The following is a 13,323-nucleotide window of genomic DNA, read 5'->3' on the forward strand; positions in this document are numbered from 1 at the left end:
TAATTAACGTTATATCATTACTACTATATAGAGGATTGCAATATATGGAAATAAACTCTAATATAATTACAACTATAACGTGTACAGTATATATAATCGTATTTGTAATAATGATTATTATTTGTGTTTTTATAGCTAAAGAACTTCTTAAAACATTTAAAGAAGTATAAAAGTATTAAATTAACTTACTAAAAATACGAAGTATTGGCTGCGAGACGCTACTAGGAATAGCATAAGCATTGAGACAAAACTACAATAAAAAAAGAGTTAAATCACAACCTACAAGACTTTAAAAAAGGCTTATAAAGTGATTTAACTCTTTTCACTTATAAATAGATTGGCTCAAGCAATGCCTAGAGCAAGCGAGTAGCAACAATACGTAGTATTGTGTTTAGTAATACAAAATAACTTACTATATATTGTTTAATAAACTTATTTGTTAATTATTATTGTTAAAGTATTACAACTCCTCATATACTTTAACAATCTCTTTTGCTAAACCATCTTCCACTTTCGCATACTCTTTCAAGAATGCTTCCACACCATGATTATCAATATAATCACGCATCTCAACCGTTTCTTTATCATTCATATCATCATACTTCAATAATAACGCAGCCGCTTTAACCAAGCCCTTGCGACGTAAATTATTTTCATATAAATAAGATAAAGGCTTAATAATACGATCTTGAGGTCCAATCTTACGAATCGTACCACGTCCTACACGCGTAACCTCATCTGATAAGTTAGGATTCTCAAAACGACCAATAATCTTCTCAACATAAGCCGCTTGTTCCTCTTTACTGAAACTGAAATTATCCACGATATACTCGCTCGTTTCACCTAACACTTGACGTAAATCCGCATTAATCGCATCATCTTTAACCGCATCTAATACAGTATCTCTACCATAATACTTACCAGCATATGCTAATAACGCATGACCTGTATTAACAGTTAATAACTTACGTTCGATATAAGGTGTTAAATCATCTACATATTTAATATGATTTAACTCTTCACCGTACCATGCATCCTTTTCAACAACCCATTCAAAGAAGGGTTCAACCATAACATCTAAGATATTCTCATTCTTTTGTAAAGGAACAATACGGTCAACCGCAGAGTTTGCGAAATGAATGTTATCGCCTAATGGGCCAGTGATATCTAAGATCGCTTCTTTAAGCGTATCAGTAGCCATAATCGCATTCTCACATGCCACAATATTCACGTGATTCTCTTTCTCTTTTAAATAAGAAGCGAATGATTTCGCAATGATAGGTAGAATGTTCACGCCAACCGCAGTTGTGATAATGTCAGCTTCAAGAATCGCTTGTTTCAATTCTTCAGAAGGTTGACCACTATTAATCGCACTTACGCCAGTCACGCGAGAAGTTGTTTTATCTTCGTCCGCAAGAATAACGTTATATGCGCCTTCTTTATCTAATGCATTAATAATTTCTTCGTTAACGTCCGCAAATGTTACGTCAACATTGTTATCTGACAGGATATAGCCGATAAAGCCACGACCAATATTCCCAGCTCCGAAGTGTACAGCTTTCATTATGCGTCAGCCTCCTCGAAGACTTGTTTAATTTCTTCAGCAGATTTAGCGTTTACGATACGATCAACGTTTTCTTCTTCACTGAAAGTAATCGCAATTTTAGATAATAAATCTAAGTGCTCGCCATCTTTACCAGCAATACCTACAACAACTTTAGCTGTTTCGCCGTTCCAGTCCACACCTTCAGGAATTTGAAGTAATGTCAAACCAGAAGCTAAAACTTCACCTTTCGCTTCGTCAGTGCCGTGAGGAATTGCTAAACCATTACCCATATAAGTTGAAACCACGTTTTCACGTTCTTTCATTGCTTGGATATACGCTTCGTTTACTGCACCGCTGTTTACTAACGCACGGCCCGCTTTTTCGATTGCTTCCTCTTGGCTACCTACTGATACGTTTAAAAAGATATTGTCATTACTGAATAATTCACTCATTGTATACACTCCTAAGTTAATTGATTTTGAATTCGTTTTAAAAAGCTATCTCTCAATATGTGTTTAAGTCCTTCGGGTTTCTGCATAAAGTCATCAATTTGCTCGAGATGATGACCCAGCTCCGCAGATAATTCCCCGACCAGTTGCGCCATTTCATCACTATTTGGGATGAATAGGCTAACCATATATTTAATTTTGAAAAGGTCATTTTGAGTACTTTGCATGCCCAATTCTTGATTTAATATCGTGATTAATATCAACGGGCGTTGAATCAAGTCATCCTTCATATGTGGAATTGCCACGGGGTAGGGTTGTAATATCCAACCAGGATTCTGATTCAATTTCTCTTGCAACAGCTCAGCGAATGACGTCTGACTATTCGGTGCGATTACACCGTTCTCCTCAAGATAGTCGGCTAAATATTGATTCCAATTAGTTACATCTTTGTATTCTATTTGCATGGAGTTAAGCAATTTTAAGCCTTGCTCGATGTTCAAGATCACTTTGTCAGGGTCTTGAATCGCATGCTTCGTTTCGCTCACTTCATGTTGTTTGGCCTTATGTTCTTTTGTTTTTAAAAATGAGGCCACATACGTCACGTCAGATTCTGGTAACAGCGGATTGACTGTAATAAATGGTGTTTCAATGTCTAAATTCACAGTTGAAATAATGCCATCGTAATCCTCAAGATTTAACATACTTAAATCACTGACTGACGCTTGCGTAATCTTCTCAATTTCACTAAATGATTGTTGTAAGCGTGTAGCTAATAAACGACTTGTTCCAATACCACTACTGCATACAACTAAAACATGGAGAAGTTGGCTTGCCTGACTTTTCAAAGAACCGCCAAAATGTAGAACGATAAAGGCAATTTCACTATCCGGGAAGACTAACTCCGGCCACGTCTGATCAATGGCTTTGTGCACAATGTCAAAGAGGCGTGGATATTTGTACTTAATCATTTCCGTCAGCGGATTGTACGTTTCAATATTCGCTTCCAAACGGTTAATAGCTGGATTGATATGCAACGATAAGCCTTGCACGAGCGTCGCATATTCTTCAAATGTCTGTCCTGACAAGCGTTCCACTCGATTGACAAACGCTTGAATCTTACGGTCATCAAACTCATTATTCTCGAATACCTTAGTCGTTGTTCGACGTTTAGCACCACGCAAATGAATCGTAATGAACGTAATTTCAGCCTGATTGAAGTCGATATCGTAAATCGTCTCTAACCGTTTCGCAATTTCTGTAGCGATTTGATGTTCAAATGTATCTTTCACAGATTGATAAATCTCTTCGTTAATCGATACATATTCACCATTTTGGATACGCGCAATACTTAATACAATGTGCACCGTTAATGTCAGATAACTCGATTCTGTAAGTGAGTAGGGCAACTCATCTAAATAGTCCATTAAGATACGTTCAATCTTGAAGATACTATCGAGATCGACTAGTGCTTGCTGCGACTGGTTAAGTGATTGATAGACGAAGTGGTTCTCGATAACTGAGTAAACACTCGTACTATTTAAATTATTGACCATCAACTGACTCAAGAATTCACGTTTCTTCGACTCAGGACCATCAAGATAAACACCTTCACCACGCTTACGGTAAAGCGTTAATTGGTAACTCTTGAGGTCAGTCTCCAAGTCGTCTAACAACTTCGTCAAAGTCTGCACCGACACGCCGATTTCTTGCGCCAGGCTATACTGTTTCACCGCGTGCTTCGATTGAATTAACGCGTACAGAATAATCGCTTTCTGTTCCTCCACAGACAAATCAATCGTTTCATGTTGAGCCATTTCATTTTTTAATTCTTGAAAATGAAGGTCGTCACCGGATAGCTTAATACCTTTCTTATTCGCACGCTCAAGCGTAATGTTAAATCCCTTGAGATACGACTCAATGTCCTTTAATTCTCGATGAATAGTACGAGAGGATACACCTAAGTATTGAGCAATATCATAAATCGTGACGTATTGACCGTAATATTTGATTAACAGTTCAATAATTTCCTTTTCACGTGTGCTCATTAACATAGGCGTACCCCCTTAGAAGAAGTTGAGACAATCATATTGGATATGTCTCAATTTCTAAAATATTTAATTACGCTTTATCTTGATCTTTCTTCAAGTTATTTAATAATTCTTCATATCGTGGAGAATTTAAGAAGTTGTCCACTGAGATATGAATAGCATTTGGAACTTGTTTAATAGCACGGTCAGTTAATGTTTTTTGAGTAATAACTAATTGTGCATCTTTCGGTAATTGGTTAATTGCAGTATTTGTTACATTAACGTCTGTAACGCCTGCTTTTTTGAATTTATTACGTAACATACTTGCACCCATTGCACTTGAACCCATACCCGCATCACAAGCGAAAATAACATGGTCGACGTTACTGTAGTCGTGAGCGTCTACGTTCTCAGTGTTGTAGTTATCAAGTAAGTTCTCTTCTGAATCTTCTTCAGATGCCGCATCTTGTTTATCTTTCGCGTCTGCGTCTGATTTGTTAGCTTCGTTAGCTGCTACACCAGCTGCGCCAGTACCAGTAGTCGCACCAGTTAATTTAGAAGAAACACTAGATTTTTTACCTTTAGTAGATTCCATTTGAGCAGTAGCTGCTTCTAAATCTTGTTTAGGTTCTTTAGTGAATTTCATAATTAATGCTGCAACGATGAATGATACAAGTGCTGCTAAGAATACACCTAATACCATGTGTAAGAATTCACCTTTAGGTGCGTTTAAACAGTAAACGATGAATGAACCTGGTGAAGCTGGACTCTTGAATCCGAAGCCAGTTGCTTGGTAAGTTGCTACGCCAGTCATACCACCTAAGATTACTGCGATGAATAATAAAGGACGCATTAATACATATGGGAAGTAAATTTCATGAATACCACCTAAGAAGTGGATAATACCTGCACCATATGATGTTGCTTTGGCTGTGCCTTTTCCGAAAATCATATACGCTAATAAGATACCGATACCTGGTCCAGGGTTAGATTCAATTGCGAATAAGATTGATTGACCTGCATGAGCTGCTTGGTCTGTACCAAGTGGTGTGAATACACCGTGGTTAATAGCGTTGTTTAAGAATACGATTTTAGCTGGTTCTACGATGATACTTACTAATGGAAGTAAGTGTAAGTGAACTAAGAATTCAACTGCAACTGATAAGATGTGCATGATGAATTGCATGATTGGCGCCAAAATTTTGAAGCCAAGAATTGTCATAATGAATGCTAGAATACCTGCTGAGAAGTTGTTGAATAACATTTCAAAGCCTTGTGGTGTTCTAGGTTGGATGAATTGGTCAACTTTCTTCATTAACCAACCAACAAGTGGTCCCATAATCATTGCGCCAAGTAACATTGGTGTGTCTGGTAATGCGACGATAACACCCATAGTTGCTGTAGCGGCTACGATACCACCGCGAAGGTCGTGAACTAAGCGTCCACCACTGAATGCGATAAGTAATGGGATTAAATATGTGATCATTGGTCCTGCTAGTTGTGATAGTTCTTTGTTAGGGAACCAACCGTTATCTATGAAGATGGCTGCGATAAAGCCCCATGCGATGAATGCGCCGATGTTCGGCATGATCATACTACTAAGGAATGAACCAAAGGCTTGGACTTTACGGCCTATGCCTTTTTTCTCTTGTGTTTCTGCTTGAGCCATAAATACACCTCTTTTTTAAAATGATTAATTAATGTCTTTATTGTAATAGCGTAAAAAAGCGTCTACAACATAAAGAAAATACGACTTTGTCACAGCAAATGTGACAAGGATGTGTATAACGAGAATTATTATAAATATTCATAGTTTTATAACTTTTTCCTTGCGGAAAAGAAATTCTAAAGATGAGTTTCGCTTCACTTTAATTGAGATGCTTGCCTAGGGGGCTGGGTCGAGCCACGGTCTCGACACTCATCCTGCTCCCTCAGGCGTCACTCAATTACGTTTTCGCTCATCATCTTTAGAATTTCTTTTTTATTTATAATATGTGAGAAATAAGTTTTCGAGTTGAGAAGATTTAACAATGTGATTTTTAGGTAAATGCAATTAATGTAGAAGACTATTATTTATTCATTTTTAGTATCTAAAGGTTAGAGTGTAGTAAATAGGTTATAAAAATAATAAGAAGTTATTTAAGGAGGGGTCTTATGTCTGAGAATCAAGGTAATGGCTGTGTGAAGTGTGGACATACGGAAGTGGAAGAAGGCACATTATCGGCTACGGGTTAAGGTTTGTCTAAATTTTTAGATGTACAACATAACAACTTTAAAACAATTACTTGTAAGAACTGTGGTTATACTGAGTTTTATAAACAAGATGCGAATAATACAAGAGATATTATTGACTTATTCTTTGGTGGATAAGCGAAGTTTTGACAGTGGCTGATGAGGCCACTGTTTTTTAATGTATGCAATCAAAACTCAATTTGTAGTAAAATAACACGTTTGTTATAATTATACTTGTAATACAATATCATCTGCTAGGGGTGCTTTAATGTGCTGAAAGGAGCTTAGGCTTCAACCCTTTTTACCTGATCTAGTTAATGCTAGCGTAGGGAAGCAAGTGAGTAAATTTAGGCTAAGATGTAGTTGAACCTTAGGCACGTACACAAGTGGTTAGGTTTCATTACATTTCAATACATATAATAAATTAGTATAAATTCGCTTATTTTCTTATGCATTCAGTATCAGGCTGAATGCTTTTTTTATGAGGCTATTTATCAGTAATATTGGACACTCCTAACGTATAGGAGGTTATTTCAATGAAACAAGAATTGATTAATTTTAAAAAGAATTTTCCAGCGAGCAAACGAATCTTTAAAGTAGGAAAGGACGAAGATGTTAAAGTCCCATTTCGTGAAATTGCGTTATCAGATACGCAACTTGAAAGTAGTTCCTTTAAAAATGACCCGATTGTCGTTTATGACACAGCGGGCCCGTATCATGACGAGAACTATGAAGTGAATATCAACAGAGGTCTTCCTAAACTTAGAAGTTCATGGATTGTGGAACGTGAAGATGTTGAAGGTTACGAAGGACGCAAAATTCAATCGATAGACAATGGCTTTAAGCAAGAAGGACACAAGAATTATGTGGCGCACCCTTTTCATTATCAACCGAAACGTGCGATGAAAGATAAAGTGGTAACGCAAATGTATTATGCGAAACAAGGAATTATTACGAAAGAAATGGAATTCGTGGCGATTCGTGAACAAGTTGACCCGGAATTTGTCAGAGAAGAAATTGCGAGAGGTCGAGCGATTATTCCGAACAACATCAACCATCCAGAATCTGAGCCGATGATTATCGGTAAGAATTTCAAAGTTAAGATTAATGTGAATATCGGAAACTCCGTTGTGTCGTCATCGATTGAAGCGGAAATTGAGAAATTGGTATGGGCGATTCACTGGGGTGCAGACACGATGATGGATTTATCGACAGGTAAGAATATCCATTCTACTCGAGAATATTTGATTCGTAATTCTCCAGTTCCAGTAGGTACAGTGCCGATTTATCAAGCTTTGGAAAAGGTGAACGGTGTAGCTGAAGACTTGACTTGGGAAGTCTATCGAGACACGCTTATTGAACAAGCTGAACAAGGTGTGGACTACTTCACAATTCATGCCGGCGTATTACTTCATTACATTCCATTAACTGTTGACCGATTAACAGGAATTGTATCGCGTGGAGGATCAATTATTGCACAATGGTGTCTTGCACATCATGAAGAAAGTTTCTTATATACGCATTTTGAAGATATTTGTAAAATCTTAAACAAATATGATGTCGCTGTATCTTTAGGAGACGGCTTACGACCTGGTTCAATTTATGACGCAAACGATGAAAGCCAAATTGCAGAACTAAAAACATTAGGTGAATTAACTGAAATTGCTTGGAAACATAATGTACAAGTTATGATTGAAGGCCCGGGACATATTCCAATGCATAAAATTAAAGAGAACCAAGACTTAGCTGATTTCTATTGTAAAGAAGCACCATTCTATACATTAGGACCTTTAGTAACAGATATAGCACCAGCCTATGACCATATTACATCTGCCATTGGGGCGGCTCAGATTGCTAGTCACGGCACTGCCATGTTATGTTACGTGACACCAAAAGAACATCTCGGCTTACCGAACAAAGATGACGTTCGCGATGGAGTAGTAACATATAAAATCGCAGCACATGCAGCTGATTTAGCAAAAGGTTTACCAGGTGCGACTGTTCGAGATGATGCGATTAGTAAAGCACGTTTCGAATTCCGTTGGATAGACCAATTTAATTTATCATTAGACCCAGATCGTGCGAGAGAATATCACGATGAAACATTACCAGCAGAAGCCGCAAAAATTGCGCACTTCTGTAGTATGTGTGGCCCTAAATTCTGTTCAATGAAACTCTCACATGACATCCGTGATTCATACAAAGAACAACTAGAAGGTATGAAAGAGAAAGCTGAAGAGTTTAGAAAATCAGGCAATAAAATCTATCAATAGTATGGAATTACTTACCCGCAGTGGCTCACATAGTCACTGCTTTTTTATTGTGTCAAAGTTAAAGGTAAGACTTCGGGTTGTGTGAAGTTAGTAGGAAGGATGTCTAAAATAAGCTTGATTTCATAGTATTTTCAAGTTTCTGAGCAACTATTATACTCAAGCCTTTCAAGTATTGATACGATAGGTATAATAATTAATACATATTTCCAGGGTTATACAGCTAGGAGGTTGAGTGATGAATTCTACAGCGGAATTTAAGAAGGGAATTTTATTTGCGCTAGGTGCTCACTTATTATGGGGCGTTCTTCCAATTTATTGGAGAATGATTGGTGGCATAAGCGCTTTTGAAATTTTAGCTTATCGTATTGTTTTATCAATGATATTTATGATTTTGATGGTTTTCGTGCTTAGGAAATCTCAAACGTTCCAACGTGACTTGAATCATTTATTTACACATCCAATTCAACTTGTCGCAATTATTGTTGCAGGTTACGTGATTACAATAAATTGGGGCACGTTTATTTGGGCGGTTTCTAATGGACACGTTTTACAATCCAGTCTTGGTTATTACATTAATCCATTAGTGAGTATTCTGTTGGCTTTCATTTTCCTAAAAGAAAGATTTAATAAATTTGAGTCCTTAGCTATTCTATTTGCAGCAATTGGTGTATTATACATGACCATTCGAGTTGGCGAATTTCCAATCATTTCATTAATGTTAGCCTTCTCTTTTGGAATTTACGGTTTATTGAAAAAATTAGTCCAAGTAGAAGCAATAAGTGGAATTACGATTGAATGTATTGTCACAGCACCGGCTGGGCTGATTTATATGATTTACTTATGGCAAACACATCAAGCGTCAGTAGGAATGAACATGGATACACTCTGGTTGATGTTCTCAGGCGCAGTGACGGCGATACCATTAATTCTATTCTCGGCTGGTGCACGACGTATTCCATTATCACTAACAGGATTTATACAATACGTCAGCCCAACATTAATATTCCTATTAGGTATCTTTGTCTTCAAAGAACAGTTTGACGTCCATCAACTTGTGACATTCATCTTTATCTGGATTGGTATCGCGCTATACAGTATCTCTCAATATGTGAAGATGAAACGCAATCCAAGACCAGAATAACAACGCAACCTTAATTTTAGCTTAAATATCTTCAATGATTGTTATACTACCTTAAGATATTTGATAGTATAAGTGACGATAAGGGAGGTCGCTTATGCTAAAGCTAACTGATTTAGACATAGTTAAACGAGCGTTAAAAATATTTATAGTTGCTACAATTTGCTTAATCATTACAACAATCATTTGCTATTTTATCCATCCATCATTTAATGAGCTGAAAGATTTAGGGAGTACGAGCGAAAAAATTAGTGACGCTAATAGACTAGAGAGAGTATGGAAATATATTACTAATAATGGCTTTCAAGTCCCATTACAAATGTTTATCTTAGCTTTACTACCTATACCGTATCTCTATCTAATTAATTTAGTAGTGACAATTATTCTGCCAGGAATCATGTTAGGCTTCTTTATTAACTTTGATATACATAAAGGCATAGCTGGATCGATTGCTTTTATACCTCACTATACATTTGAAATTATGGGTTTTTGTATTATAGCGAGCGCTTTATATTTGCTGAACAAAGCAGTCACACAAAGTTTTACCAATCTTTTTAGGAAAAGTAAAAAAGAAAACTACGCGATAAAAACTAGTTTAATTAAAGTAATCAAATCATATATATTTATCGCCTTACCATTAATCATTATCGCTGCTTTCTTAGAAATATACGTAGCAGACTTCATATATAATCTTATTACTTAGTGTCCAAGAGCCAAATGAACTACATCTCGAGTTCGTTTGGCTTTTTATGTATTACTTTTGTATTGTATAAGTAGAACGTACTGCGATTAATATTTGAGGCCTTCGTCAATTGTTGAATAATAACGTCTGAATAATTTATTTAATTTGATAAAGTTGTTAAATAAAAATTTGTCCTAATTTGTCGTTTATCTGTCTGAAAATTGCTCCCTTATTACTTCTATATATTATTTATCTAAAAAACAGTTAAAAGTAGTAAAAGTGAATGGTATTTAGAAACTATATATTTTCAAGAATTAATAAAAAAATGGATAAAATTAGCGCGAAAATTGATAAAATGAAATAGATAATAGATAGAAGATAGAGTATATAGGTGATGTTATGGGAAAATCATTAAAAATTGAAAACATTCAATATTCGATGGATAGGCTTAATGAGTCAGTACAAAAATGGGAAACTTCTAAAGACGGTAAGTTTTTATTAAGATATCCAACTGTATATATAATTAATGACGAAAAAAATAAAAATGAGTTTGAAGTTTATGTAGGTGAAACTGCTGATATAAGAAATAGAACAAGACAACATCTTAATGCAGATATTAAATCAAAAGCTTTTTGGGAAGACTTTTCAACATCAAATAATTCGTCAATGTATGTTATTGGCCATGAACTATTTAATAAATCATTGACACTAGATATTGAAAATAGATTGATGCAATACTTATTAAGTGTAGATAATATTTCAAGGGTTCATAATAGTAGAACAAACCAACAAAATGAATATTATACTTCAGAAAAGTTAGATGAAATATTTTCTGATATCTGGAAATCATTAAATAAAGAAAATAACGTATTATTTCCAATAGAAAGTATTATTAAAGATTCTGCAATATTTAAAGCTTCTCCATTTCATAAATTGACTCAAGAACAAATCAACGCTAAAGAAGAAATTTTGACTAAAATTAAAGAAGCAGTTCTTTTAGATGAAGAAGGTCAATTAATAATAGTTGAAGGAGAAGCGGGGTCTGGTAAAACAGTTTTGATGAGTACGTTACTTTTTGAATTACGCAAATATAATTTAGACTTAAATCAAAATTTAGATATTCATTTATTAGTTAATCATAATGAACATGTAACTATTTATAATCAAATAGCTAATAAGTTAGGTATTTCTAGTAAAAATAATAATATTGTTGGTAAACCGACGAGTTTTATTAATACTCATAATCCAAATAATAAAGTGGATGTAGTTATTGTAGATGAAGCACATTTACTTTTAACTCAAGGTCAACAAAGTTATCAGGGCAAAAATCATTTGGATGATTTATTAGAAAGAGCGAAAGTAGTAGTTATAGTTTTTGATTTAAAACAAGTACTTACAACTGGACAGATATGAGAAGAAGACCAATTAGAAAAATATTTTAATGATTCACAAAATAAAAATAATCATATTATATTAAGAAATCAAATGCGTATTAACAGTGATGAAACTACATTTAATTGGATAAGAAATTTAATAGATGAGCAAACTATAAATAATATCCCTAATGATAGTAAAGGGTATGAAATTAAGATATTTGATTCACCAGATATGTTAGAAAAAGAGATTAGAAATAAGGCACAAAACACTGAAAGTGGTATTTCACGAATGCTCGCTACATTTGATTGGAAATATGGATCAACTGCACCTAAGGATGAAGATTACTGGAGAGTAAAAATTGGAGATTGGTCTATGCCATGGAACTATCAATTGAAAGTAAATAGAAAAGAGAAAAAATTACCATGGGTTGAACAATCTCAAACATTAGATGAAATAGGTTCAACCTACAGTATTCAAGGTTTAGATTTAAATTACGCCGGTGTAGTAATAGGACCTTCTGTTAAATATCGAGATGGAAAAATAATATTTGATAAAACAAGTAGTGCAAATAAAAAAGCTACTCAAAGAAGAACTTTAGAAGATGGTTCAAAACAATATTTTTCAGATATGCTTTTAAAAAATGAACTAAATGTTCTTTTAACTCGTGGAGTAAATGGATTATATATTTATGCAGTGGATGATCAGTTAAGAGAAGCACTAAAAAAAGCATCGATAGGTGAGATTAATGAATGAAACCAAAAATATTTTAAAAGAAATAAATCAATTTAGAGATGAACGTAATTGGAGACAGTTTCATAACGAAAAGGATTTATCATTATCAATTAGTTTAGAAGCAGCTGAACTATTAGAATTATTCCAATGGAAATCGCCTGAAGAAGTAGTGAATACTAAAAGAGAAAGATTAGCTGAAGAACTGGCAGATGTATTAATATATAGCTATATGTTAGCTGACAATTTAGATTTTGATATTAATGAAATTATACGCAAAAAATTAGTGAAAAATGCAGAAAAATATCCAGTTGAAAAGAGTAAAAATAATAATTCTAAATACAATGAATTATAAGATTTTTTATCCATTTCTAATTGTTTAAAATAACCCCTTGTAAGATTAGCCATTATAATCTTACAGGGGGATTTTTATGAATAATGAGTTAATTTATTAATACAAAGTAATGTTAAAATACCTATTCACCTTATTGTTCTATTAATTTACTTAAAATAGCATTTTATGATATATAACCTAAAGAGATAAAGTATTGTAGAAAACAATATAATTTCAAAAAATAGACATTCTTAAGAATATTGCTATTATAGTTTTTAAATTATAAACTTATTTTAATAAAAGAAAGTGTTTACAATAATGTGGTTGAGGGAGGTGTTTATATGATTGAAAGGCAAAAAAAGATTGTAGAATTGATTTTGAAGAATTCTGATACATATTTAAACGCAGATGAGATAGCTCAATATTTAAATGTTTCAAATCGTACGATTCGAAATGATATTAAATATATAAATACTGACTTTTTAAACTCATTAATTATTAGCGTAAAGTCTAAAGGTTATACACTTAACACTGAA

Annotated in this window: 9 protein-coding genes, 2 pseudogenes and 1 riboswitch; of the genes and pseudogenes, 7 read left to right on the forward strand and 4 right to left on the reverse strand. The window is 34.4% G+C overall.

What is annotated here, in order from left to right; all coding sequences use genetic code 11:
• Nucleotides 1–460 precede the first annotated feature (460 nt).
• The 4 genes from CD127_RS06960 to CD127_RS06975 all read right to left on the reverse strand — a co-directional run bounded on the left by CD127_RS06960 (nucleotide 461) and on the right by CD127_RS06975 (nucleotide 5,691).
• Complete coding sequence (locus tag CD127_RS06960; RefSeq protein ID WP_103366227.1) at nucleotides 461–1,564, reverse strand: mannitol-1-phosphate 5-dehydrogenase; 1,104 nt, start codon at nucleotides 1,562–1,564, stop codon at nucleotides 461–463.
• A complete protein-coding gene (locus CD127_RS06965) occupies nucleotides 1,564–1,998 on the reverse strand; it encodes a PTS mannitol transporter subunit IIA (protein WP_103366228.1) in 435 nt (144 codons plus the stop codon). The genes CD127_RS06960 and CD127_RS06965 overlap by 1 nt, the downstream gene beginning before the upstream one ends.
• A gap of 11 nt (nucleotides 1,999–2,009) precedes the next feature.
• Entirely contained in the window at nucleotides 2,010–4,046 is a 2,037-nt protein-coding gene (locus CD127_RS06970; RefSeq protein ID WP_103366229.1) for a BglG family transcription antiterminator, read from the reverse strand.
• A gap of 67 nt (nucleotides 4,047–4,113) precedes the next feature.
• Entirely contained in the window at nucleotides 4,114–5,691 is a 1,578-nt protein-coding gene (locus CD127_RS06975) for a PTS mannitol transporter subunit IIBC (protein WP_103366230.1), read from the reverse strand.
• Between the two features lie 485 nt (nucleotides 5,692–6,176).
• On the opposite strand from CD127_RS06975, the pseudogene CD127_RS06980 reads away from it, so the two are divergent.
• From CD127_RS06980 to CD127_RS07015, 7 genes and pseudogenes are all read left to right on the forward strand, one after another.
• Nucleotides 6,177–6,392, forward strand: a pseudogene (locus CD127_RS06980) (zinc ribbon domain-containing protein).
• A gap of 108 nt (nucleotides 6,393–6,500) precedes the next feature.
• A riboswitch (TPP riboswitch) is annotated at nucleotides 6,501–6,603 on the forward strand.
• A 187-nt stretch (nucleotides 6,604–6,790) separates the two neighbouring features.
• Entirely contained in the window at nucleotides 6,791–8,527 is a 1,737-nt protein-coding gene (thiC, locus tag CD127_RS06985) for a phosphomethylpyrimidine synthase ThiC (protein ID WP_103366231.1), read from the forward strand.
• 235 nt (nucleotides 8,528–8,762) lie between these two features.
• Complete coding sequence (gene rarD, locus CD127_RS06990) at nucleotides 8,763–9,668, forward strand: EamA family transporter RarD (RefSeq protein ID WP_103366232.1); 906 nt, start codon at nucleotides 8,763–8,765, stop codon at nucleotides 9,666–9,668.
• A gap of 94 nt (nucleotides 9,669–9,762) precedes the next feature.
• Nucleotides 9,763–10,368 carry a stage II sporulation protein M gene (locus tag CD127_RS06995; RefSeq protein WP_103366233.1) on the forward strand — a complete coding sequence of 202 codons (606 nt, stop codon included), beginning with the start codon at nucleotides 9,763–9,765 and terminating at the stop codon, nucleotides 10,366–10,368.
• A 417-nt stretch (nucleotides 10,369–10,785) separates the two neighbouring features.
• Nucleotides 10,786–12,477 (forward strand): annotated as a pseudogene (locus CD127_RS07005) (DUF2075 domain-containing protein).
• The gene (locus CD127_RS07010; RefSeq protein ID WP_103366234.1) at nucleotides 12,470–12,808 is read left to right on the forward strand and encodes a nucleotide pyrophosphohydrolase; all 339 of its coding nucleotides are present in this window, start codon (nucleotides 12,470–12,472) and stop codon (nucleotides 12,806–12,808) included. Before CD127_RS07005 ends, CD127_RS07010 begins: the two are co-directional and overlap by 8 nt.
• A gap of 320 nt (nucleotides 12,809–13,128) precedes the next feature.
• Nucleotides 13,129–13,323: helix-turn-helix domain-containing protein (locus CD127_RS07015; protein WP_142381309.1), on the forward strand; the 195-nt coding region annotated here is incomplete at its 3' end.

It is taken from the genome of Staphylococcus petrasii, assembly GCF_002902565.1.
Classification (GTDB): Bacteria; Bacillota; Bacilli; order Staphylococcales; family Staphylococcaceae; genus Staphylococcus; species Staphylococcus petrasii.